Genomic DNA, 22,556 nt, shown 5'->3' on the forward strand with positions numbered 1-22,556 from the left:
GGATCAGGTCGCCAGCAGGGGCGCCGGCCTGGCGTCCTGCGCATACATGTAGTTGCGCGACCAGGGCAGGGTGGAGGAGCGCCGGCCCGCCTTCACGCAGACGATCTGGTACAGGCTGATCAAATCTTGCTCAAAGGCATAGGCGCAGCCGGCCAGGTAGACGTGCCAGATGCGGAAGCGCCGCTCGCCCGCCAACGGACGGATCTGCTCGGCATGGGCTTCGAAATTTTCCGTCCACAGGGCGCAGGTGCGCGCATAGTGGCGCCGCAGGTTTTCCACGTCCAGCACTTCCAGCCCCCCTTGCTGCATGGTTTTCAGGACATTGCCGATATGGGCCAGTTCGCCGTGCGGAAACACATATTTTTCGATGAATTCGCCGCCGCCATACGGCGTTTCGCCATTCTCCGGGTCGGTCGAGGTGATGCCGTGGTTCATCGCCATGCCGTCCGGCGCCAGCAGCTTGTTGATGATGGAAAAATAATCGGGCAAATGTTTCAATCCCACGTGCTCGAACATGCCCACGCTGGTGATGCGGTCGAACTGGCCCGTGACGTCGCGGTAGTCTTGCAGGCGGATGTCGATCAGGTGGGCCAGGCCGGCCGCCGCCACGCGCTCGCGCGCCAGCGCGTACTGGTTTTCCGACAGGGTCACGCCCACGCAGCGGGCGCCATATTGTTGGGCGGCACGCATGACGAGCGCGCCCCAGCCGCAGCCGATGTCGAGCAGGGTCTGGCCCGGTTGCAGTTGGATTTTCTTCAGGATATGGTCGATCTTCTTGACTTGCGCCTGCGCCAGCGTTTCATCGCCGTGTTCGAAATAGGCGCAGGAATACACGAGGGCGGGGTCGAGGAATTGCTCGTAGAAGGCATTCGACACGTCGTAGTGGTAGCGGATGGCTTCGGCATCCTTGCTCTTGTCGTGCGTAAAGCTGCGCACGATGCGGGCCAGCTTGCCTTCCGGTTTCAAGGTGTTGCGGGCCAGGGCATTACAGATGGCAATCATGTCCTGGGCCGTGCCCTTGACTTCGATATTGCCTTCCACATAGGCCGAACCCAGGTTGGCCAGCGAGGGGTTCAGCAGATAGCGGGCCGAGGCGACGGTCGGCAGGCGGATGGTGACTGTGGGCGTTTCGCTGGACAGGTCGACATGCTGGCCATTCCACAATTCTATGCGCAGCGGCAAGGCAGTCTTGCTGCGGATACCGGCAATCCAGGACTTGAGTTGGTTTTGTACAAACAAAATAGCCTCCAATGAAGCGGCCGCTGTTGCGGCCGCAAATTGAGAAACAATGTCATTTAGTAACTTCTACCCTCATAGCCTACACCGATATTGACCAGCTTGCTTTGCGCCGCCTTGACTGTCCTGCTTATGGTTGCAAGCGTTGCATGCTCCATTGCCCGTCAGCACCGCGTGTAAACACGATGCGGTCGTGGAAGCGCGAACGGCGCCCCTGCCAGAATTCGATGCGTTCCGGCTGCAAACGGTAGCCGCCCCAGTGGGCCGGGCGCGGCGGTGGCGCGTCGCCGACGGCGGCCACCACGGCCTCGTAATTGCTTTCCAGTGCGGCACGGTCGGCGATAGGGGCGCTTTGCTGCGAGGCAATCGCCGACAAGCGGCTTTGCACGGGGCGCACATTGAAATACTCGTCGCTCTCGGCGGCCGTGGTTTTCACCACCGTGCCCTCGATGCGCACTTGCCGCTCCAGCTCGCCCCAGAAGAACAGCAGGGCGGCGTGCGGGTTGTGTTCGAGCTGCTGGCCCTTGTCGCTCTGGTAATTCGTGTACCAGGTAAAGCCGCGCTCGTCGAACTGCTTGATCAGCACGATGCGCGAGCTGGGCTTGCCGTCGGCACTGACGGTGGACAAGCTCATGGCGTTCGGCTCCAGCACCTGGGCTTTGACGGCCTCGGCAAACCATTTCTGGAACTGGGCGATGGGATCGGCCAGCACATCCGTCTCGCTCAGGCTCGATTGCACGTAATCGGTGCGCATGGCCGCCAGCACGGCGGCCGCGTCCGGCTGGGCTGCCGTTGCGGGCGCCTCGGGAGCGATGCCGCGGCGGCGCTGCATGGCTGTGCCCAGCTGCTCCATCTGTTGCGCACTGAACAGGCGTTTGGCCATCGGTGCCAGCTGGCCCTCTTCCTTGCTCATGTGGGCCTGATAGGCGGCCACATAGTCGCGCACGCCATGGGCGGACAGTTGCACGCCCGTGCCGGCCGCGATGGCGTCCAGTTCCGGGCGCAGGGTCAGCCAGGCCTGGTCCATGCGCTGATGGTCGGCCAGGATTTCCGGCACCAGGGTCACCAGCAGGGCCGCATCGTCGCCCGTGGCCGTGGTCTGCAGCATGGGCATCAGGTCTTGCTCTTCATCGTCATGGTGCAGATGGGCGGCCTTATTGAAATATTGCAACACCGCCTTGGCCGCCTGCTGCGCGTCCGCCGTGTTGCCATGCTGCACCAGGTGGGCCAGCAGGTTTTGCAGGGTCGTCAGTTGCTTGCGGATCTTGTCGTGGCAATGCTTGAGCACGGCGATGGGCTGGTCAAAGCCGGGAACGGAGTCGAACAGGGGAGCGGTCATGGCGAGTTCTCGTGGTGAACGGTGTGGGGGCGCGGCGACAAACGGAGCTTGTCGCTGTGTCAATTCGGCTATTTTAGAATATCCGCCAGCGCAGTGTCCGTTAAAATGGCGCCATGCATACCTCCACCAATGAACTAATTTCCATGGACTTGACCGAGATCGATTTTGAACGGCGTTTCGGCGGCATAGCCCGCCTGTACGGCGCCCCCGCTTTGGCGCGTTTTCGCGCGGCCCACGTGTGTGTGATCGGCGTGGGCGGCGTCGGTTCCTGGATCGTCGAAGCGCTGGCGCGCAGCGCCGTCGGCCGCCTGACCCTGATCGACCTCGACAATGTTGCCGAATCGAACATCAACCGCCAGATCCAGGCCATGAGCGACACCATCGGCAAGGCCAAGATCACGGCCCTGGCCGAACGCATCGAACTGATCAACCCCTTGTGCCAGGTCACGCAGATCGAGGATTTCATCACCCCCGATAACCTGGAGCAGTTGCTGGGCGGGCGCGATTTCGACTATCTGGTCGACGCCATCGACAATGCCAAGGCCAAGGCAGCCGTGATCGCGTATTGCCGCGCGCGCAACATTCCCATGCTGACCATCGGCAGCGCGGGCGGGCAGACGGACCCGACACTGATCGCCGTGCGCGATTTGTCGAAGACGGAGCAGGAACCGCTGCTCAAGAGAGTACGCAAACTGTTGCGCACCGAATATGGTTTCCCTCGTGGCGTGAAAAACAAATTCAATGTCGATGCCGTGTTTTCCATGGAGCCGTTGAGCACGCCCGAGAGCGCGGAAGCGTGCGCCATCGATGGCAGCGCGCCTGCCGGCGTCACGGGCCTGAACTGTGCCGGCTTCGGTTCCAGCGTGGTGGTGACGGCCAGCTTCGGCATGGTGGCGGCCGCCCATGCGCTGAAAAGCTTGCGCCAGGACAAACTGGCCGCCGAGCCAGTGGCGGTGCCGGACGCCGCCTAAGCCACACCGCTTAAGCCACGCCGCTTAAACCAGTTTGCGGCTGGCCACGATGCGGTAGTCGCCGCTGCTTTTCAGCGATTCCACCAGCACCAGTTCATCCGCCTGCCAGGCGATGGGCGCAAAGTCCTGGCTAGCCGGCGGCGGCGCCTGGCGCGCCAGGGTCACGTGCGGCGTAAAGCGGTCGTGCTCGAAGCGGGGCGCCAGCCCCTGTTGCGCCAGCGCGCGCATGCAGGCCGCGCGCAAGTCCAGCAGGGCCGGCGAGGGCTGCGCCAGGGCGGCCCAGGCCAGCGCCAGCTGCGTGAAGTGGCTGGCGTGGTCGAACAGCAAGGGCATGGGACGCGCCGGCAATTGTGCCAGGATAGCCAGCAGGGCCGGCAGGTCGCTGGCGGGGTGCTGGCCCAGGAAGGCCAGGGTCAGGTGCAACTTGTCCGCGCGCACGGGTTTGCCTTGCAGGCGCGCCTGCCAGGCGGCCAGCGCCGCGCGCGTGGCCGCGTCGGGCCACAGTGCGTAAAACAGGCGGGGGCAATGGGTATCGGGCGACAAGTTTTTCCTATCGTTGCGGCGGTTTGCTATGATTGGTGTTCCCTGCCCACTCGCATTGGCAGGGATCTCACCGAAACTCACTGAAAGAATACATCATGACGCGTAGCTCCGTTTTGTTTGCCCTGATCTGCTCCGTCGCCGCGTCGCTGGCGCAGGCACAGGCGCCAGCGCCTGTTCCCGCCTCCGCCGTCTCGCTGAGCCCTGGCCCTGTCGCCGATAAATTGATTCTGATCGACAACAAGGTCGGCACGGGCAAGGAAGCGTCCGTCGGCAGCAACGTCACCGTGCATTACACGGGCTGGCTGTACCGTCCCCTGGCGAAAGATTCGCGCGGCAAGAAGTTCGACAGCTCCGTGGGCCGTGGCCCGTTCGACTTCCCGCTGGGCAAGGGCATGGTCATCAAGGGCTGGGACCAGGGCGTGGCTGGCATGAAAGTGGGCGGCAAGCGCACCCTGATCATTCCAGGCGAACTGGCTTACGGTCCGCGCGGCGCCGGCAATGGCGACATTCCGCCGAACTCGGCACTGATCTTCGACGTGGAATTGCTGGACGTGAAGTAATTGTTCAGTTTGGCGGCGGCGCATGCTCGCGCCGCCGCCATCGGCGTGCTGAAACGCGGTAGACTGGGATTTCTTGAAATAGCGGAGATTCCTTCCATGAACATCGCCAACGACGTCACCGAACTGATCGGCAACACCCCCCTGGTGCGCATCAACCGCATCGCCGCCGGCAGTGTGGCCACCATCCTCGCCAAACTCGAATTCTACAATCCCGCGCACAGCGTCAAGGACCGCATCGGCCTGTCCATGATCGTCGCGGCGGAAGCCGCAGGCAAGATCCATCCCGATACCGTCATCGTCGAGCCCACCAGCGGCAACACGGGCATTGCGCTGGCCATGGTCTGCGCCGCGCGCGGCTACCGCTGTACCCTCGTCATGCCCGACACCATGAGCCGTGAACGGCGCATCCTGCTGCGCGCCTACGGCGCCGAGCTGGTCCTGACGCCGGGCAGCGAAGGCATGCTGGGCGCCATCCGTAAGGCCGAGGAAATGGTGGCGGCCGACCCGCGCTATCTGATGTTGCAGCAATTTAATAATCCCGCCAACCCCGCCATCCACCGCGCCACGACGGCCGAGGAAATCTGGCGCGACACGGATGGGCAAGTGGACATCGTCGTCGCCGGCGTGGGCACGGGCGGCACGATTACCGGCATCGGCGAAGTGCTGAAGGAACGCAAGCCCGGCCTGCAAATGATTGCCGTGGAACCGGAAGCGTCGCCGATGCTGTCGAAGGGTACCAAGGGACCGCACCCGATCCAGGGCATCGGCGCCGGTTTCGTGCCGCAGATACTCAACACGGCCATCTACGACGAAATCATCTGCGTGAAGAACGACGACGCCTTCGCCACGGCGCGCCTGGCCGCCAGCGATGAAGGCTTGCTGGTCGGCATTTCGTCGGGCGCCGCCCTGTGGGCCGCCCTGCAAGTGGCGCGCCGCCCGGAAAACGCGGGCAAGACCATCGTCACCATCATCCCGTCGTTCGGCGAACGCTACCTGAGCACGGCCTTGTACGCGGGCCTGGGCGACTGACCGTTCAACAGCAGGGGCAGGGCTATGCCTTCCGCCAGCGCCCGGTTGCCCGCGTCGCCCGGGTGCAGATGGTCGCCCGAGTCGTAGGCGGGCAGCAGGCGCAGCGGATGGGCCGGGTCGCGCGCCCAGGCGTCGAAGTCGAGAACGGCGTCAAACAAGCCGCTGGCGCGTATCCACGCATTGACTTGCTGGCGCAGCGCATCTTTTTCCTTTTGATAATAGTCGCTCAAGGGCGTGCCGGGCAGGGCGCCTGCGAACGGCGTCACAGTGGCGCCGATGACGCGCACGCCGCGGCTGCGCGCTTGGGCCACCAGCTGCGCGTAGCCGCTGCTTAATTCTTCCAGTGTCGGTCTTTGTGCCCGAGGCGCGAACGCCGTGCCGGGCCAGCTGATGTCATTGATCCCCAACAAGACGACCACCGTGCGCACGCCGGGCTGCGCCAGCACGTCGCGCTCGAAGCGGGCCAGGGCGTTCTCACCCATGCCGTCGGACAACAGCCGTCCACCGGAAATGCCCGCATTGATCACGGCCACGCCGTGCGGCGCCAGGCGTTCGGCCAGGAAATCGGGCCAGCGCGCATCGATCCCCAGGCTGGCGCTGGCGCCATCGGTGATCGAGTCGCCGAGGATGGCCACCGCTTGCGCCCCTGGCGCCGCCTCCACCTCGATGGCACTCAGTAAAAGGCGCGCCGTGGTGGTCTGCACGCCGGGCGCGTCATCGATGCGGAGGGAGCGCGTCTGGTCCTGCGGCGCGATCCACGCCGTCTCGCGGCCATCCCAGTGAAACGTGGCAGTCGCGCTGGGCTGCGGCAGGTGGACGCTCACCGTCAGGCGCGCCAGGTCCGGCACGGACAGGTTGATGGGGTCGCTGACGAGCGGCGCGCCCGGTGCCATGGTGGCCGCCGGCTGGCCGGAAAACGTCAGCGTGCGCAGGCTGCCCGCTGCGATGGCCGAACCGGAAGCGGCCAGGGCCACGGTGGCCGCGCCGATGCGCAGCGGCACCTTGCCGTAGGCATTCGACAGCACGATGCGCACGCGCGGGCCGCCCACGCTGAGGCGCGCCACCTGGCGCACGGTCTGTTCGTGCAGCACGGCGGGCACGTTGGCGGGAAGCACAAAGTAGCTGCCCCACACAGCTTGCGGACTGGCCGTCCAGCTGGCCAGCCAGCTGGTATCGGCGTTGGCGGCCTGGACAGATACTGTGCTCAGGGCCAGGCTCAGCAGGGCGGCGGGGAGGAGGGAATATCGTTGCATGGCGGCTCGCTTTATCAAGTGGAATGTGCGCATGATGAAAGCAAAGCCATTTATGTACTAGACTATCCCATCGAAGAACATTTATGAGTTGAATTCACAATGGCCAGACTGGAAGTGAACCGTTCCGGCGAACTGGAAGTGTTTGTGCGCGTGGTCGAGCTGGGCGGCTTTTCCGCCGCCGCGCGCGCCTGCGGCATGACGCCGTCGGCCGTCAGCAAGCTCGTGTCTCGGCTGGAAGAGCGCCTGGGCGCGCGCCTGCTGAACCGCTCCACGCGCCAGCTGCAGCTGACGGCCGAAGGCTGCGGCCTGTATGAACGGGGGATGCAGGTGCTGGCGGCGCTGGACGAGGCGGAGCGCTGCGCGGGCGTGCAGGATGTGCCGCGCGGCAAGATCAGGGTGAATGCGAACGTGCCGTTCGGCCAGCATTTTTTGCTGCCGCTGGCGCCGCTGTTTCTCGAGCGCTATCCCGAGGTGACGCTCGACATCGTGCTCACCGATGAAGTCGTCGATATCCTCGAACAACGCACGGACGTGGCCGTGCGGGCCGGTCCCCTGAAAAGTTCCAATTTGCTGGCGCGCAAGCTGGGCCAGACGCGCATGGCGATCGTGGCGGCACCAAGCTACCTGGCGCGGCGCGGCACGCCGCAGGCAGCGGCCGAGCTGGCGTCGCACAATTTGCTCGACGCCAATTACGCGCGCGCCCGCTCGGGCTGGCCGCTGCGCCTGCCCGAGGGCGACATCGTCGTGCCCGTCGTTGGCAATGCGCAGGCCAGCGATGGCGAAGCCTTGCGGCAACTGGCGCTGGCGGGACTGGGACTGGCGCGCCTGGCGGCGTTCCAGGTGCGCGCCGATATCGCGGCGGGCCGATTGCAGGCCGTGCTGGAAGCGTTCAACCCCGGCGACAGCGAAGACGTGCATGCCGTCTTCGTGGGGCAGGGCGGGCACGTGCCGCTGCGCGTGCGCGTTTTTCTCGACTTTCTGGCGCAGCATGTCGACCTGGCTTGATGCGATAGGCTGCAGGCGGACACGGCCGCGCAGTACAATATCGGACGGGCCGCAATGGTTCGGCCCGTATTGTGCCTTTGAATGGAAATATGTTCCTGGTAAAACCTGAACGCCGCCGCCTGCTGCAGGTGGGCGCAACCGTGGCTGTCATCGCGCTGGGCCTGGCCTCGCGCGCCTATCCCCAATTCCTCCCCGCCGCGCTCGGCAAGTATCCGGGCGACGCCCTGTGGGCCATGATGATCGTCTTTGCGCTGGGTATCTTCGCCACGCGCATGCGCACGTGGCAGCTGGCGCTGACTGCGCTGCTGATCTGCTTTGCCGTGGAATTCGGCCAGCTGGTCCAGACGCCCTGGCTCGTGGCGCTGCGCGCGCATCCGCTGGGGCATCTGGTGCTCGGTTCCACCTTCGGCTGGGGCGATTTGATCGCCTACACGGCGGGCGTGGCGATCGCGGCGCTGGTGGATAAAGCGGCGCTGTTCAAGCGCCGCTAGTCCCGGTTACTTGACGTTCCCTTCCGCATCGCGCAGTTCCACGGGCGCCAGTTTCAGCTTGCTCAACTGCGGCGCGATCTTCGCCTGGTCGCCCACGCCGATGACGATCAGCTTTTCCGGCTGCAGGTATTTTTTCGCCACCTGCTGCACCTGCTTGTCCGTCACACCCGCAAAGCGCTGCGGCAAGGTCGCGTAATAGTCGAGGCCCAGGCCGTAGACATACGTGTTGGCCATGCTGCTGCTGATGCTGGCATTCGTCTCGAACTGGCCCGGCAGCGACAGCACCTGCGAATTGCGCGCATTCGACAATTCCTTGGCCGTCAAGGGTTTGGCGATTATGGCGCGGATTTCCTTGAAGGTTTCCGACACGGCCGCGCCCGTCACGTCCGTGCGCACGCCGGCCGCGATCGAGAACGGTCCCGGCTGGCTGCGGTACTGGAATTGCGAGCGCACGCCATAGGTGTAGCCCTTCTCTTCGCGCAGGTTATTGCTTAGCCGACTCGTAAACAAGCCGCCCAGCGCCGCGTTCATCACTTGCAGCGGCGCATAGTCGGGTGTCGCGCGGGCCACGGCGATGGTCGACAGGCGCACGGCCGTCTGCGGCGCGCCCGGCTTGTCGACGAGGATCAGCCTGGCTTTCGTCGTGGCCGGCGCCGCCGTCACGGACGGCGCCACCGTACCCGCCTTCCAGCTGCCGAACTTGGCTTCGGCCAGCGCCTTCAATTGCGCCGCATCGATGTCGCCCGAGACGATCAGCGCCGCATTGTTGGGCACGTAATGCTGCTGCCAGAACGCCTGCAGGTCGGCGCGGCTGGTGGCTTTCAGGGCCGCTTCCGTGCCCAGCTGGATGGTGCCGTACGGATGTTGCGGGCCGTACAGGGCCGCCGCTTCCACGCGCGCCGCCACGGCCGCCGCGTTTTCGCGCTGCTGCGCCAGTTCGCCGATGCGGCTGGCGCGCTGGCGCTCCACTTCGTCTTGCGGGAATTGCGGGTGCTGCACCACGTCGGCCAGCACGTCGAGCGCTTGCGGGAAGGTGGTTTTCAGCGACGTCAGCTGGGCGAACGAGGCGTCCGCGCCGGAGCCCGTGCCCAGGAAAGCGCCGAGTTGCGCCACGTCATCGGCGATCTGCGGCGCGCTGCGCGTACTGGTCCCTTCCTGCAGCAATTGCGCCGTAAAGCCCGACAAGCCCGGCTGCGCCAGCGGATTGGCGCCCGAACCGCTCTTGATGACCAGCTGGCTGGACACGAGCGGCACGGCCGGGTTGTAGTTGTGGATCACGGTCAAGCCATTGCTCAGGGTGAAGGAGGTCGCTTGCGGCAGCACGATCTTCGGCGCGGGACCGGCCTTCGGCACCGCGTTGCGCCATGGCTCGTCCGCATTGATGGCCGTGCCTGGCGCCGGCTTGACCTTGCCCGGCGCCGGCGTCGCCACTTCCGGACCCAGGTCCGGCTTGCCCGGTACGCCATAGACGACCACGCGCGCCTGGTTTTTCAGGTAGGTGTCGACGGCGCGCTGCACGCCGGCCGCCGTCACCTGGCGGTAGCGCTCGATATCCTTGCCCAGGTAGCCGGGGTCGCCCAGGTACTGGTTGTACTGGTTCATCATGTTGGCATTGCCGCCCACTTTTTCCACCTGGCTCAGCATGGCTGTTTCAATGCTGTTGCGGGCCCGCTCGATTTCCTTCTCGCTGGGCCCCTGGGCGCGCAATTGCTCCAGCTCCGCCTGCATGGCTTGCTCGATTTCCTCGGGCTGGTGGCCGGGGCGCGCCGTCACGTCGAGGGTAAATACGGAGGTGAGGGCGTTCGAGCTCTGGTTGGCGCCCACGTCCTGCGCGATCTGCTTGTCGTACACGAGCGATTTATATAAACGGCTGGACTTGCCGCCGGCCAGTATCTGCGCGGCCATCGACAGTTCCGCATCGTCCTTGGCATAGGCGGACGGCGTCAGCCAGGCCATGAAGACGCGCGGCAGCTCGACCCGGTCCTGCACCACGATGCGGCGCTCCTGCGTGATGGGCGGCGTCACGACGTCGGGCTTGGCCACGGCGGGGCCGCTCTTGAAGCTGCCGAAGTATTTGTTGACCAGTTCCTTGGTCCTGGCCTTGTCGATGTCGCCCGCGATCACCAGGCTGGCATTGTTGGGACCATAGTATTTGGTGAAGAATTCCTTGATGTCGGCCAGTTTCGCGTTCTGGATGTCCGCGTGCGAACCGATGACGCTGGCGTAATACGGGTGGCTCTTCGGGAACAGCTGGTGGTACAGCGCTTCCTGCACGATGCCGTAGGGCGCGTTTTCCACGCTCTGGCGGCGCTCGTTGCGCACCACGTCCTGCTGGTTCGTCAACGCCGTCTGGTCGAGCACGTCGAGCAGATAGCCCATGCGGTCGGAATGGGCCCACAGGGCCAGTTCCAGCTGGTTCGACGGCACCGTGTCGAAATAATTGGTGCGGTCAAAATCCGTGCTGCCGTTCGAATCGGTGGCGCCCGCGCCTTCGAGCAGCTGGTCGGCCATGCCGCGCGGCACGTGTTTGGTGGCGGCGAACATCATGTGTTCGAACAGATGCGCAAAGCCCGTCAGGCCCGGCGCTTCATTCGCCGGTCCCACGTGGTACCAGATGTTGACGGCCGTGACGGGCAATTTATGGTCTTCCACGAGGATCACGTCGAGGCCGTTCGGCAAGGTGTATTTTTCGTAGGCGACATTGGGCACGGCCGTGGCTGGCGTCGCGGCAGCGGCGCCGGCGGCGTGGGCGAGCGTGAGCGGGGCGCCGTACAGCGACAGCATCAGGGCGGGAATGGCCAGCAATTTGATCGGTTTCATGCATGCTTCCAGGCTAGGGTGGGGAAGACGCTGCGGCCCGCTCGTGGCTGGCCCAGCGCGATGGTGCTACGGTCGGTGCTACGGTTGATACAGCAGGGCCGCGCCGCCCAGCACCAGCAGCGCGCAGGCGAGCGAGACGATGGCCGCCGCGCCCAGCAAACGCCATTCGCGCGGCGTAAAAAGGGGGGCGGGCCCGGGCGCTTGCGGCACGGGCTGCGGCATGGCTGCGGCCGGTTCTGGCGGCAAGCCGCCCGCCGCGCGCGCCTGCGCGGCCAGCGCCTGCGTGGCGGCGTCCAGCAGGGCCAGCTGGCGCTCGACGGTGTCCGCCAGCACCGCTTCGTTCAGCGCCACCAGGGCGAATATCGGGTCGTCGACGTCGACCTTGATGCCCGTCTTGTCGAACACGTGGCTGCGCAGTGTGTGCCGGTCCATCTACCACTGCACCTTGTCGAGCTGTTCGAAGATGTCGCGGTAGACGACCTTGATGCGCTGCTTTTCCATGATGTTGAACTTGTCGTTCTGCAGCACTTCCTGCATCGTCAGGCGCGCCGTGTTCATTTTCTTGACGTCGGCGCCGAAGGTGTCGGGGTTGCGCTGGCTCAAGGTGATGCTGCCTTTCACGCGCGCGCGGTTGTCGGCATACGATTGCGATTCGACGAATTGCTTGCCGGACGCCGATTGCAGCAGGCCGAAGTGTTCGTTTTGCCACAGCACCAGCGGCACCTTCGTCGCTTGGGCCGTCGCGACAAATCCCGTGGCCGTGTCGTGCAGGGTGTCGCCGCCGCCGACGATGGTGTGGATGTACACCTTGCGGCCGGATTCTTCCAGCAGCGAAAAACAGTCGTTTTCCAGCAGGTAGCCCATCAGCGGCGAAAACGTGTTCGCGCCATTGTCGATCACGCAGTTGCCGTCCGTGTCGAGGATATCGATCATCAGCGCGTCGAAGCGTTTCGGATCAATGTTGCGCGCATCCGTCATCACGGGCACATGCTTGACGTTCATCGCCTTGTAGCGCGAGAACGTGGCGTTTTCCTGATCGGTGTCGTAGCAGCGCAGCGGCGTGTCGTCCTTGCCGCCTATCCACTGGGCCAGCAGGGTCGAGACGAGGGTCTTGCCGATGCCGCCCTTGCCCTGCAGGATGAAATGTACCGTGTTTTGCATTGCGACTACTCCAAGTTGTTGCGTCAGTGACAATCAAAGATCCGTGACAGCGGCGCTGGCGTCCGGCCAGGCCACGACTGGCATTTTTACCACAATCCTTTGCAAAGATGCCATGCGCGTACGCGAATCTGGTTATGATGTTAATCAGGATACCATTGATACAAAGCAAGTTTTGTGTGAAAAATGCACCCCCAGAGTGTGAACGAGGACGCAGTGCCGATCTCCAGTCTCGATAAAGCCGACATTGACCGTCTGAATCAGCAAGCCCTGTCCTGTCTGATCGGCAACCGCCGCCAGGCACGCCGGCTGGCGCAGATGGCGCTGGCGGCGGCGCAACGGCAACAGTATGCGCGCGGCGGCGCATATGCGGAACTCAATCATTGCTGGCTGTCCTATTATGCGGGCGAAACGGAGCCGTCGTGCGAGCGCCTGCGCGACTATTTCAAGCAGACCTGCGACCTGGAAGGCGGCATGGAAGTGGCCGCCCTGCAGGGCGCGTACGCGAGCCGGCGCGGCGACTTTGCCGATGCCGAGCAGCACTTCCTGCAGGCGCGCAGCCAGGCCGCGCAGATCCCCGACTCGCTGCACAAGTTCATGCTGTACGCGCGTCTGGGTGTCGATGCCCTGAACCGTGGCGATACGCAGGACGGCCCGCGTAATTTCCTGCTGGCGCTCGACATTGCCGAGCGTTTCGGCAGTCCCGCGCACCGGGTCAACAGCCTGTCGAACCTGGCGTCGTCGCAGCATGACCTGGGCAACGATGAAGACGCCATCCCCCTGCTGGTCGAGGCGCTCGACATCATCGGCACGCAAAAGCTCAAATACCAGCAAACCATCGTTTCGGCCAACCTGGCCATGTGTTTATTAGCCACCGGCAAGCCGGCCGAGGCGCTGGCGCTGGTCGAGCCGTTTTACGAGTGGCCGGAAGAAGACCTGGCCGTGCGCGCCTTCCTGTTCTGCATCGCCGCCCATGCCGCCATCCTGCTGCGCCAGCCCGAGAAGGCCTTGCAATTGCTGCTGCGGGCCGAAGACTATGCGCGCCGGGGCCAGGACCTGGAGGAGCAGATGCATGCATGGCTGGTGCGCGGCAAGCTGGACCTGCACGCGGGCCAGACGGCGCAGGCGCTGGCGTCCCTGACGCAGGCGCACAGCCTGCTGAGCTGGACGCGCAATCCGTTTCACCAGCAACAGATCCTGCGCGGCCTGGCCGACATCAATTCCCAGCTGGGCGAATGGCAAACCGCGTACGGTTTCCTGCAGCAATACCAGGCCGCGTACGAGGCCAGCAGCAAGTCGGCGCGCGCCTCGCGCAGCCTGATGCGCAACCTGGAAAAGGAAATGCACAGCCTGAAGGCCGAGCGCGACAAGGCGCTGGAGCTGCAGGCGGCGCGCGAATCGGAAAACGTCAAGCTCGAGCACCTGAACCGCGAACTGGCGCACCAGATCCTGCACGTCAATTCCCTGCAGGACAGCCTGAAGGAGCAGGCCATGCGCGACCACCTGACGGGCTTGTACAACCGCCGCCATTTCGAAACCTGCCTCAATGCCATCTTGCACGAGGCCGACGCGGATGCGCCCGTGGCCATCGCCATCATCGACCTGGATTTCTTCAAGCGCGTCAACGACACCTACGGGCATAATTTTGGCGACGAAGTGCTGATCCAGTTCGCGCGCCTGGTGGAAGGCCAGCTGCGCGGCAGCGACATGGTGTGCCGCTATGGCGGCGAGGAATTCTGCCTGCTGTTGCGCGAAGCCGACAGCCTCATCGCCGCGCACAAGATCGATGATATCGCCGCGCGCTACCGCCAGCTGCTGATCCAGCAGGCGCCGCACAGCTTGACTGGCTGCACCTTTTCAGCCGGCATTGCCGAATATCCGCGCCACGGCGCCGGCCGCCATGAATTGCTGATGCGCGCCGACAGCGCCCTGTACGCGGCCAAGCAGGCGGGCCGCGACCGCGCCTGCATCGCCGGCGCTACTGAATAAAACGCAGCAGTTCCCGCAAGGCGTGCGCCACCGCCTGCTCGCGCACGGCTTGCCGGTCGCCCGCGAACACCAGCCGCTGCGTCTGCACGCGCCCGTCCATGGCCCAGCCGAAGCAGACGGTGCCGACGGGCTTGCCCGGCACGCCGCCTGTGGGGCCGGCGATGCCCGTGGTCGAGACGGCCACCTGGGCTTCGCTGTGGGCCAGGGTGCCTTGCGCCATGGCGGCCGCCACTTCCTCGCTGACGGCGCCGTGTGCGGCGATCAGTTCGGCGGGCACGCCCAGCATGCTGGTCTTGGCCCCGTTGGAATAGGTGACGAAGCCCCGTTCGAACCAGGCGCTCGAGCCCGAGATGTCGGTGACGGCCTGCGCCACGCCGCCGCCCGTGCATGATTCGGCCGTGGCCAGCAGCAGGCCTTTCGCCTGCAAGGCCAGGCCGACGGCGGTGGAGAGGGGGACGAGTTCCTTGCTCATGGATGGCTCCTGTGTGCGGTGAAAATGGTGGCAAGACTGTAGCATGGCCGACGGTAAAAGAAACTTTCCCCGGTCACAGCGAAAATGCGTACACTCTTTTATACATTTGCTACCACTTCGGGCCGGCAGGCGCTCTGTCGCTGCGCCACCCTGGTGCGCATCGCTCGAACAGGCAGGCGGCATGGTGCCGCGCCTTCATATGCATTATCTTTACTCGGTTGTCATGGCAATTCTGAACTGGACCTGGTGGCGTCATCCTGGCCCCCTGCGCCGCCCTGTGCGCGGCGCTGCTCGCCGCTCCCTGCGCTGGGGCTGGCTAATGCTGCTCCTGGGCGTGCTGTGCGCCGATGCGCGGGCGCAGGTGCCGGGGGAGCTGGAACGCCAGGTGAAGGCCGGATATCTGTACAAGTTTGCCGGCTATGTCGAGTGGCCCGACGGCAGCTTTGCCCGGCCCGACTCCCCGCTGGTGATCGGCGTGGCGGGCGCCGATGCGCTGGCCGAGCAGCTCGAACAGAGCGTGGCCGGGCACAGCGTCAACGGCCGCGCCGTGCAGGTGAAAAAAGTGCGCCGCGGCGACGCGCTGGCCGGACTGCACGTGCTGTACCTGGGCGCGCTGGATAAAATGGCGCTGCAGGAAATGCTGGCCGCCAGCCGTGGCCTGGCGTTGCTGACGGTGTCCGATTCGGATGAGGTCTACGCGATGGGCAGCATGATCAATTTTGTGATGGCCGAAGACAAGGTGCGCTTCGACGTGGCGCTGAAACCCGTGGCGCAGGCGCATATCCGCATCAGCGCGCGCATGCTGCTGGCCGCCTACCGCGTGCAGACGGGAGGCGCCTAGATGATACGACTGCGTTCCATCCGCCACAAGCTGATGTCGGTGGTCTTGCTGACCACCCTGGTGGCGCTCGTCATTTCGCTGGGCACCATCGTCGCCTACGACTTGCGCGCCTACCACCGCAATCTGGTGGCCGACATCAGTACCCAGGCCGAACTGCTCGGGCACATGAGTTCGGCCGCGCTGGCCTTCGACGACGAGCGCCTGGCGCTGGAAAACCTCAATCTGATGCGCATCCGCCCGCGCGTGACGGCCGGCGCCCTGTACAAGGCCGACGGCAGCCTGTTTGCCAGCTACCGCGCGAATGAACGCTTGGGCGAGCTGCCGGCGAAGGCGGGCAAGGAAGGCGTCAGCATCGCGGGCAAATCCGTCGAATTGTTCAAGCCCATCGTCGACAATGGCGAGCTGCTGGGCACCGTGTATCTGCGCGCCGATTACGAGCTGGCAGGCCGCACGGCCGATTACCTGGCCATCGCGCTGGGCGTGACGGTGCTGGCGCTGCTGGTGGCCTTGCTGCTGCTGCGCCGCCTCGATTTCGTCATCACGCAGCCCATCCTCGACATCGCCGACGTGGCGCGCGAAGTGATCGAGACGGGCGACTACTCGCGCCGCGCGCGCAAGCTCAGCGTCGACGAGGTGGCGCAGCTGGTCGATTCCTTCAACAAGATGCTGGCCGAGATCGAGCTGCGCACGCAGGCGCTGGAGCGCTCGAACGGCGAGCTGGCGCGCGAGGGCGAGCAGCGCACCCAGGCGCAGCAGGAAGTCATGCGCCTGAACCAGGAGCTGGAAGTACGCGTGCACGAGCGCACGATGCAGCTGGAAATGACGAATGGCGAACTGGCCATGGCGATGGAAGAGGCGCGCAGCGCCAACTATGCCAAGTCGGCGTTTTTGTCGTCGATGAGCCATGAATTGCGCACGCCGCTCAACGCCATCCTGGGCTTCGCGCAAATCCTCAGTTCCGACCGCCTGCCGTCGACCCTGGAGCAAAAGAAGGAGTTCGCCGGGCATATCCTGAAATCGGGGCGCCACCTGCTGACCTTGATCAATGAAATCCTCGACCTGGCGAAGGTGGAATCGGGCACCGTCAGCCTGTCGCTCGAACCGGTGGGCCTGGACGCCATCTTGCAGGAGTGCCGCGACATGATCGCGCCGCTGGCCAGCCAGCGCGGCATCGGCATGACCTTTCCCGACGCTTGCCCCCTGAACGTGCTGGCCGACCGCACGCGCCTCAAGCAGATTCTGTTGAACCTGCTGTCGAATGCGCTCAAGTACAACCGCGAGCAGGGACAGGTGGCCATCGATTGCGCGCCGCAGGCGGACGGACGGGTGCGCATCAGCGTGCGCGACACGGGCGTGGGCCTGGACGGCGAACAGGTGGCGCTGCTGTTCCAGCCCTTCAACCGGCTGGGGCAGGAGGGCGGCACGGAAGAAGGCAGCGGCATCGGCCTGGTGGTCACCAAGCGCCTGGTGGAGCTGATGGATGGCAGCATCGGCGTGAGCAGCGCGCCCGGCGAGGGCAGCACCTTCTGGATCGAGCTGCGCGTGGTCGACGCCTTGCCCGCACCCGACCTGCTGGCCTTGCCGCGGCCCGACCTAGCCGGGGCGCTGCTCGATCACAGCGCCCCCGTGACCTTGCTGTACGTGGAAGACAATCCCGCCAACCTGACCCTGGTCGAGGAAATCGTCCGCTACTGCCCGCAATTGCAGCTGCTGACGGCCACGGATGGCCGCCTGGGCGTGGAAATGGCGCGCACGCACCTGCCGCAGCTGATCCTGATGGACATCAATCTGCCGCACGTGAACGGCACGGAAGCGCTGAAGCTGCTGCGCGCCGATCCCCGCACGGCGCACATTCCCGTCATCGCCCTGACGGCCAACGCCATGCCGGGCGACGTCGAGCGCAGCATGGCGCTGGGCTTTTACCGCTACCTGACCAAGCCGATCAACCTCGATGAATTTACCGAGGCGATCAACAGCACCCTGGCCTATGTGGCGCAGCAGCGCCGGCAGAAGGGAACAGGCGCGCCATGATCAGCCAGGCCGATATCTATGCGGCGAAAATTCTCATCGTCGACGACCAGGACGTCAATTTGCGCCTGCTCGAGCATTTGCTGCAAAGCGGCGGCTACACGGCCATCAGCAGCACCCTCGACGCGCGCGCCGTGGCCGGCCTGCACCAGCGGCACCAGTTCGACCTGATCATCCTCGACCTGGTGATGCCCGGCATGAGCGGCTATGAGGTGATGGATGCCTTGCGTCCGCTGGAGCGGGAAGGCTATCTGCCCGTGCTGGTGATCGCCGCCGACCCGGACGCCAAACTGGCGGCGCTGGAAGCGGGCGCGCGCGACTTCATCAGCAAGCCCTTCGACGCGCTCGAAGTGCTCACGCGCATCCGCAACATGCTTGAAGTGCGGCTGCTGCACCGCGCCGCGCGCCACTACAACACCTTGCTCGAACGCACGGTGAGCCAGCGCACGGCCGAACTGCAGCGCTTTCGCGGCGCCATGGACGCCACCACGGACGCCATCTTCCTCGTCGACGTGCTGGGCATGACCCTGGTCGACGTCAACGACGGCGCGTGCCGCCTGCTCGGCTATGCGCGCGCCGAACTGCTGGCGCTGGCGCCCGGCAGCCTGCTGCCGTCGCCGCCGGCCCCGCCGCTGGCCGCGCTGCCGGGCGGCCCGGCCCACCTGGCCACGGAAGTGACGGAATGCGAACTGGTGCGGCGCGACCTGAGCCTGATACCCGTGGAGCTGGGCTGGCACTGGTATGCGCAGGCGCCCGTGATGGGCGGGCAGGCTGCGGGCGGCCTGCTGCTGATCGCCGTGGCGCGCGACATCAGCGAGCGGCGCCAGGCGCAGGAGCGCCTGAAGCACCTGGCCCATTACGATGGCTTGACGGGCCTGCCGAACCGCAGCCTGTTCTACCAGACCCTGGCCCAGGCCGTCGAACTGGCGCAGGAAAAAAGCTGGCGCATCGTGGTGCTGTTCATCGCGCTGGACCGTTTTAAAAGCATCAACGACACCCTGGGCGCGGCGCTGGGCGACGAACTGCTGCGCCAGTTCAGCAACCGCCTGGTCGAATGCGTGCGCCTGCGCGACACGGTGGGGCGCCTGGGCAACGACGAATTCGCGCTGATACTGACCATGAGCCGCAACCAGCAGGAAGCCGTGGCCGTGGCCAACCAGGTGCGCGAAGCCCTGCGCGCGCCGTTCGACTTGCGCGGCCACGCGGCCACCCTGACGGCCAGCATCGGCATCGCCATGTATCCGGACGACGCCACCGACCCGGAAACGCTGATCAAGTACGCGAATACGGCCATGGGCGGCGCCAAGCAGGCGGGCCGCGACGGCTACCGCTTTTTCACGGCCGGCATGAACGTGCAGGTGCTGGCGCGCCTGGACCTGGAACTGGCGCTGCGCCATGCGCTCGAACACGAGCAATTCATCCTGTATTACCAGCCGAAGGTGGATTTGCGCACGGGCCGCATCAGCGGCGTGGAAGCGCTGCTGCGCTGGCGCCGCCCCGGCTACGGCCTGGTGGCGCCGGCCGAATTCGTGCCCGTGCTGGAAGACACGGGCCTGATCGTGCGCGTGGGCGCCTGGGTGATCCAGGCCGCCTGCCGCCAGATCGCCGAGTGGCGCGACAGCGAAGTGGGCCCCGTGCACGTGGCCGTGAACGTGTCGAGCCGCCAGTTTGCCGAAGGCGACCTGGAAGGCGAAGTGACGCGCGCGCTGACGCGGCACAACGTGGCGCCCGAGCTGCTGGAATTGGAACTGACGGAAACGGCGCTGATGTCGAACGCCGAGCGCACCATCGTCGTGCTGGGCAAGCTGAAAAAAATCGGCGTGAAGGTGGCCATCGACGATTTCGGCACCGGTTACTCGAGCCTCGCGTATCTGCAGCGCTTCCCCATCGACAAGCTGAAAATCGACATCGCCTTCGTGCGCAACATCACCAGCAACCCGAACGACGCGGCCATCGCGCTGGCCATCGTCAGCATGGCGCACAGCCTGAAACTGAGCGTGGTGGCCGAGGGCGTGGAATCGCGCCCGCAGCTCGAATACCTGCGGCGCAACCGCTGCGACGAAATCCAGGGCTTTTATTTCAGCCGCGCCCTGCCGGCGCTGGAACTGGGGCAGATGATCGCCGCGGGCGCCGGCCTGCCGCCCGGCCACGACCCGGCCGCCCAGCCGGCGCAAACCCTGCTCATCGTCGACGACGACGTCAACGTGCTGTCGTCGCTGCACCGCCTGTTCCGTCCCGAAGGCTACCAGATCCTCACGGCCAGCACGCCGGCCGAAGGGTTTGAAATGCTGGCCCTGCACCGGGTGCACGTCATCGTCTGCGACCAGCGCATGCCGAGCATGAGCGGCACGGAATTCCTCAGCAAAGTAAAAGAGCTGTACCCGGAAACCATCCGCATCATCCTGTCCGGCTACACGGGCCTGGAAGCGGTGCTCGACTCGATCAACCGGGGCGCCATCTACCGTTTTTATACGAAGCCGTGGGACGACACCCAGCTGCGCGACAATATCCGCCTGGCTTTCCAGCACTACTGGATGGTGAACCAGCCGGGGCTGGCGCGCGTGGCGGTACGCTAGCTCAGTCGCTGAAGTGGTCGAACGAGCTCAGTTGTAAATCCAGCGGCTGTCCGGCCGCATCCACCAGCCGCAAGCCTGTATGCGTCTCGATGCGGCCCACGCGCGTGGCGGGCGTGCCGCAGCTGATCGCCAGTGCGGCGATGGCGTCGCGCGACGATGCGGGCGCCGTGAAGCACAGTTCATAGTCGTCGCCGCCGGCGGCCGTGTAGCGGCGGCGCAGGCCTGTTTCCTGCCGCGCCAGCACGGGGCCGGCCGGCAGGGCGTCGACGTCGAGCGTGGCGCCCACCCGCGACGCTTTCAAGATGTGACCGAGGTCGCCGACCAGACCGTCCGAAATGTCGATGGCGGCATGCGCGAGGCCCGCTTCGGCCAGCGCGCAACCGAGCGCCACGCGCGGCGTCGGTGTGTGCATGCGCGCGCCTGCAGTGGCCAGGTCGGCTGGCGACAATTCCTGCTCCATGCGGTAGCCGGCCAGCGCCAGGCGCGCGTCGCCCAGGGTGCCGCTGACCCAGATGTCGTCGCCCGCCACGGCCGCGCTGCGGCGCAGGGCCTGGCCCGGCGCCAGTTCGCCAAACACGGTGATGCAGATATTTAAGGAGCCCTTGGTGGTGTCGCCGCCGATGAGTTCGCAATCAAACGCGTCGGCCAGCGCGAATAGGCCGTCGGCAAAGCCGGCCAGCCAGGCGCGTTCCGCTTGCGGCAGGGCCAGGGCCAACGTGAATGCCACGGGACGCGCGCCCATGGCGGCCAGGTCGGACAGATTCACGGCCAGGCTTTTGTGGCCGAGCATGCGGGCGTCGGCGCCGGCAAAGAAGTGCCGGTCCTCGACCAGCATGTCCGACGAGATGGCGATCTGCTTGCCGGCCGCTGGCGTCATCAGCGCGCAATCGTCGCCGATGCCCAGGGTGGCGCGGCCGGGGCGCTGGCGCACGAAATAGTGTTTGATCAGGTCGAATTCGGAAAGCGCGTCGTGTGGGGCCATGGCGTGGTCTGTTCGTTGAATGATGGTGTGGCCCGGCTATTATAGGCTGGCCTACAATACAGGCCTTTGTCACTGCCGAGCAACTTGCCATGCCCCTTTCCGATATTCACGACTTACTGCAATCCTGGCTCGACCACGGCTGGTTGCGCGACCCGCAAGCCGTCGGCCTGGCTACCTTTGAGGCGCAGGAGCTGGCGGCGCGCGGCTTCGACGGCATCAGCGACGGTGGTCAGCTGTGCCTGTACGAGGATGAGCGCCTGTTCCGCAGGGGCAAGCGGCCCGTGCAGGCGTCGTTCAAGGCGTATCTGCAGCGCGGCCAGCTGGGCGCGAATGGCCTGGACCTCGGTTACCAGGTGCACCTGGCCGGCTTCCTGCGCGCGGCGCGGCAGCCCTTGCCCGCGTTTCGCGTGCTGCTGGAACAGGGCGGCCGCAGCGGCGCCCTGCTGTTCGACAGCGGCCTGGTGCTGCAGTTTGCCGCCAATTTGCGCGGCAAGCCCCGCCATTACTATCTGACCCTGGTCGAGGGGCACGTGGCCGACGCCGAGCTTCCAGACTGCGACAGCGATATCGACTTGCGCGCGGCCAGCGTGGGCCATGTCCAGGCCCTGTACGACAGCCGCGATCCTGCCGACCTGCAGCGCCTGGCCCGGCGCGGCAATGCAGCGCTGCGCGAGCTGGCGCAGCTGCTCGCTGCTTAGCCCTTCTTCGCCTGTGCCATGCCTTGCAGCAGCTTGGCCAGCAACTGGTCGAGCTGGCGCTGCTCGTCCGCGCTCAAGGCCGACAGCATGGCGCGCTCGTTCTCCACGTGCAGCAGCACCAGCTTTTCAATCAATTCCAATCCCCTTTGTGTCAGGGCCACCAGCACGCCGCGCCGGTCCGTCGGGTGCTTCTGGCGTTCGATCAGGCCGGCCGCTTCCAGCCGGTCGATGCGGTTGGTCATGCCGCCCGAGGACAGCATGGCCGCCTCGTACAGGGCCGTCGGCGTCAGGCTGTAGGGTGCGCCCGAGCGGCGCAATGTCGCCAGCACGTCGAATTCGCCCGGCTGCAAACCGTGTTCGGCGAACAGGGGATTGAGCCAGTCGCGCGCCATCAGCTGCGCCACCGTGCCCAGCTGTCCCACCAGCTGCATGGCGCGCGTATCCATCTGCGGCAGCTCGCGCTGCCATTGTGCGGCGGCAAATTGCGCGCGCGTGTGTTCTTGCGGGGTATCCGTCATGGCGTAGGCATTTATCTCGGCATCAAGATAGATTTCTATCTTTATGT

The 22,556-nt window shown here is 65.5% G+C and carries 20 protein-coding genes; 10 read left to right on the top strand and 10 right to left on the bottom strand.

Annotated elements, in window-relative coordinates:
* Positions 1-3: 3 nt before the first annotated feature.
* The gene (locus tag IGS60_RS01110; RefSeq protein WP_070290923.1) at positions 4-1,239 is read right to left on the bottom strand and encodes a cyclopropane-fatty-acyl-phospholipid synthase family protein; all 1,236 of its coding nucleotides are present in this window, start codon (positions 1,237-1,239) and stop codon (positions 4-6) included.
* Positions 1,240-1,366: 127 nt separating this feature from the next.
* Positions 1,367-2,575 carry a pyridoxamine 5'-phosphate oxidase gene (gene pdxH / locus IGS60_RS01115; protein ID WP_230501871.1) on the bottom strand — a complete coding sequence of 403 codons (1,209 nt, stop codon included), beginning with the start codon at positions 2,573-2,575 and terminating at the stop codon, positions 1,367-1,369.
* Between the two features lie 113 nt (positions 2,576-2,688).
* On the opposite strand from pdxH, the gene IGS60_RS01120 reads away from it, so the two are divergent.
* Positions 2,689-3,546, top strand: a complete 858-nt coding sequence (locus tag IGS60_RS01120; RefSeq protein ID WP_230501873.1) for a ThiF family adenylyltransferase — start codon at positions 2,689-2,691, stop codon at positions 3,544-3,546.
* A 24-nt stretch (positions 3,547-3,570) separates the two neighbouring features.
* Here IGS60_RS01120 and thpR read toward each other — a convergent pair whose 3' ends face one another.
* Positions 3,571-4,089 (bottom strand): RNA 2',3'-cyclic phosphodiesterase, encoded by a 519-nt coding sequence (thpR, locus tag IGS60_RS01125; RefSeq protein WP_230501875.1) that lies wholly within the window; start codon positions 4,087-4,089, stop codon positions 3,571-3,573.
* Positions 4,090-4,184: 95 nt separating this feature from the next.
* On the opposite strand from thpR, the gene IGS60_RS01130 reads away from it, so the two are divergent.
* Positions 4,185-4,649: an FKBP-type peptidyl-prolyl cis-trans isomerase gene (locus IGS60_RS01130; protein ID WP_034746152.1), complete on the top strand. Its 465-nt coding sequence runs from the start codon at positions 4,185-4,187 to the stop codon at positions 4,647-4,649.
* A gap of 96 nt (positions 4,650-4,745) precedes the next feature.
* Complete coding sequence (gene cysK, locus IGS60_RS01135; RefSeq protein ID WP_070220332.1) at positions 4,746-5,678, top strand: cysteine synthase A; 933 nt, start codon at positions 4,746-4,748, stop codon at positions 5,676-5,678.
* On the opposite strand, the gene IGS60_RS01140 is transcribed toward cysK, so the two are convergent.
* On the bottom strand, positions 5,639-6,931 hold the full coding sequence (locus IGS60_RS01140; RefSeq protein ID WP_230501877.1) for an SGNH/GDSL hydrolase family protein: 1,293 nt from the start codon (positions 6,929-6,931) through the stop codon (positions 5,639-5,641). The genes cysK and IGS60_RS01140 overlap by 40 nt on opposite strands.
* A 99-nt stretch (positions 6,932-7,030) precedes the next feature.
* Between IGS60_RS01140 and IGS60_RS01145 the strand changes: the two genes are divergently transcribed.
* Positions 7,031-7,936, top strand: a complete 906-nt coding sequence (locus tag IGS60_RS01145; protein WP_070220329.1) for a LysR family transcriptional regulator — start codon at positions 7,031-7,033, stop codon at positions 7,934-7,936.
* Positions 7,937-8,025: 89 nt separating this feature from the next.
* Entirely contained in the window at positions 8,026-8,427 is a 402-nt protein-coding gene (locus IGS60_RS01150; protein ID WP_230501879.1) for a DUF2809 domain-containing protein, read from the top strand.
* 6 nt (positions 8,428-8,433) lie between these two features.
* Here the strand turns inward: IGS60_RS01150 and IGS60_RS01155 are convergent, their stop codons facing one another.
* The 3 genes from IGS60_RS01155 to IGS60_RS01165 all read right to left on the bottom strand — a co-directional run bounded on the left by IGS60_RS01155 (position 8,434) and on the right by IGS60_RS01165 (position 12,408).
* On the bottom strand, positions 8,434-11,247 hold the full coding sequence (locus tag IGS60_RS01155; protein WP_230501881.1) for a pitrilysin family protein: 2,814 nt from the start codon (positions 11,245-11,247) through the stop codon (positions 8,434-8,436).
* A gap of 78 nt (positions 11,248-11,325) precedes the next feature.
* The gene (locus IGS60_RS01160; RefSeq protein WP_230501883.1) at positions 11,326-11,679 is read right to left on the bottom strand and encodes a hypothetical protein; all 354 of its coding nucleotides are present in this window, start codon (positions 11,677-11,679) and stop codon (positions 11,326-11,328) included.
* Positions 11,680-12,408, bottom strand: a complete 729-nt coding sequence (locus IGS60_RS01165) for a hypothetical protein (RefSeq protein WP_070220320.1) — start codon at positions 12,406-12,408, stop codon at positions 11,680-11,682.
* A 213-nt stretch (positions 12,409-12,621) separates the two neighbouring features.
* Here IGS60_RS01165 and IGS60_RS01170 point away from each other — a divergent pair, with 213 nt between their 5' ends.
* Positions 12,622-14,394, top strand: a complete 1,773-nt coding sequence (locus IGS60_RS01170; RefSeq protein ID WP_230501885.1) for a GGDEF domain-containing protein — start codon at positions 12,622-12,624, stop codon at positions 14,392-14,394.
* Here IGS60_RS01170 and IGS60_RS01175 read toward each other — a convergent pair.
* The gene (locus IGS60_RS01175) at positions 14,384-14,866 is read right to left on the bottom strand and encodes a CinA family protein (RefSeq protein WP_230501887.1); all 483 of its coding nucleotides are present in this window, start codon (positions 14,864-14,866) and stop codon (positions 14,384-14,386) included. The genes IGS60_RS01170 and IGS60_RS01175 overlap by 11 nt on opposite strands.
* Before the next feature lie 223 nt (positions 14,867-15,089).
* On the opposite strand from IGS60_RS01175, the gene IGS60_RS01180 reads away from it, so the two are divergent.
* The 3 genes from IGS60_RS01180 to IGS60_RS01190 are packed head-to-tail and all read left to right on the top strand — an operon-like array spanning position 15,090 to position 20,311.
* Positions 15,090-15,707, top strand: coding sequence for a YfiR family protein (locus IGS60_RS01180; RefSeq protein ID WP_162995783.1), 618 nt, complete (start codon positions 15,090-15,092; stop codon positions 15,705-15,707).
* A complete protein-coding gene (locus tag IGS60_RS01185; protein WP_070220315.1) occupies positions 15,708-17,738 on the top strand; it encodes an ATP-binding protein in 2,031 nt (676 codons plus the stop codon).
* The gene (locus tag IGS60_RS01190) at positions 17,735-20,311 is read left to right on the top strand and encodes an EAL domain-containing protein (RefSeq protein ID WP_070290933.1); all 2,577 of its coding nucleotides are present in this window, start codon (positions 17,735-17,737) and stop codon (positions 20,309-20,311) included. Before IGS60_RS01185 ends, IGS60_RS01190 begins: the two co-directional genes overlap by 4 nt.
* A gap of 1 nt (position 20,312) precedes the next feature.
* On the opposite strand, the gene thiL is transcribed toward IGS60_RS01190, so the two are convergent.
* Positions 20,313-21,293, bottom strand: coding sequence for a thiamine-phosphate kinase (thiL, locus tag IGS60_RS01195; protein WP_230501889.1), 981 nt, complete (start codon positions 21,291-21,293; stop codon positions 20,313-20,315).
* 89 nt (positions 21,294-21,382) lie between these two features.
* Here thiL and IGS60_RS01200 point away from each other — a divergent pair, with 89 nt between their 5' ends.
* The gene (locus tag IGS60_RS01200) at positions 21,383-21,991 is read left to right on the top strand and encodes a hypothetical protein (RefSeq protein WP_230501890.1); all 609 of its coding nucleotides are present in this window, start codon (positions 21,383-21,385) and stop codon (positions 21,989-21,991) included.
* Here the strand turns inward: IGS60_RS01200 and IGS60_RS01205 are convergent.
* Complete coding sequence (locus tag IGS60_RS01205; protein WP_230501892.1) at positions 21,988-22,509, bottom strand: MarR family winged helix-turn-helix transcriptional regulator; 522 nt, start codon at positions 22,507-22,509, stop codon at positions 21,988-21,990. The genes IGS60_RS01200 and IGS60_RS01205 overlap by 4 nt on opposite strands.
* Between the last annotated feature and the right edge of the window lie 47 nt (positions 22,510-22,556).

The sequence above is a fragment of the Janthinobacterium sp. FW305-128 genome (genome assembly GCF_020858135.1).
Lineage (GTDB): Bacteria > Pseudomonadota > Gammaproteobacteria > Burkholderiales > Burkholderiaceae_D > Janthinobacterium.

Bases quoted from the DNA above. Each gene is read 5' to 3' on its own strand.
- IGS60_RS01150 (WP_230501879.1), top strand. From the start codon at position 8,026: ATGTTCCTGGTAAAACCTGAACGCCGCCGCCTGCTGCAGGTGGGCGCA.
- IGS60_RS01190 (WP_070290933.1), top strand. From the start codon at position 17,735: ATGATCAGCCAGGCCGATATCTATGCGGCGAAAATTCTCATCGTCGAC.
- IGS60_RS01205 (WP_230501892.1), bottom strand. From the start codon at position 22,509: ATGACGGATACCCCGCAAGAACACACGCGCGCGCAATTTGCCGCCGCA.
- IGS60_RS01155 (WP_230501881.1), bottom strand. From the start codon at position 11,247: ATGAAACCGATCAAATTGCTGGCCATTCCCGCCCTGATGCTGTCGCTG.
- IGS60_RS01145 (WP_070220329.1), top strand. From the start codon at position 7,031: ATGGCCAGACTGGAAGTGAACCGTTCCGGCGAACTGGAAGTGTTTGTG.
- IGS60_RS01165 (WP_070220320.1), bottom strand. From the start codon at position 12,408: ATGCAAAACACGGTACATTTCATCCTGCAGGGCAAGGGCGGCATCGGC.
- IGS60_RS01130 (WP_034746152.1), top strand. From the start codon at position 4,185: ATGACGCGTAGCTCCGTTTTGTTTGCCCTGATCTGCTCCGTCGCCGCG.
- IGS60_RS01160 (WP_230501883.1), bottom strand. From the start codon at position 11,679: ATGGACCGGCACACACTGCGCAGCCACGTGTTCGACAAGACGGGCATC.
- thiL (WP_230501889.1), bottom strand. From the start codon at position 21,293: ATGGCCCCACACGACGCGCTTTCCGAATTCGACCTGATCAAACACTAT.
- IGS60_RS01120 (WP_230501873.1), top strand. From the start codon at position 2,689: ATGCATACCTCCACCAATGAACTAATTTCCATGGACTTGACCGAGATC.
- IGS60_RS01185 (WP_070220315.1), top strand. From the start codon at position 15,708: ATGATACGACTGCGTTCCATCCGCCACAAGCTGATGTCGGTGGTCTTG.
- IGS60_RS01180 (WP_162995783.1), top strand. From the start codon at position 15,090: ATGGCAATTCTGAACTGGACCTGGTGGCGTCATCCTGGCCCCCTGCGC.
- pdxH (WP_230501871.1), bottom strand. From the start codon at position 2,575: ATGACCGCTCCCCTGTTCGACTCCGTTCCCGGCTTTGACCAGCCCATC.
- IGS60_RS01175 (WP_230501887.1), bottom strand. From the start codon at position 14,866: ATGAGCAAGGAACTCGTCCCCCTCTCCACCGCCGTCGGCCTGGCCTTG.
- IGS60_RS01200 (WP_230501890.1), top strand. From the start codon at position 21,383: ATGCCCCTTTCCGATATTCACGACTTACTGCAATCCTGGCTCGACCAC.
- IGS60_RS01140 (WP_230501877.1), bottom strand. From the start codon at position 6,931: ATGCAACGATATTCCCTCCTCCCCGCCGCCCTGCTGAGCCTGGCCCTG.
- cysK (WP_070220332.1), top strand. From the start codon at position 4,746: ATGAACATCGCCAACGACGTCACCGAACTGATCGGCAACACCCCCCTG.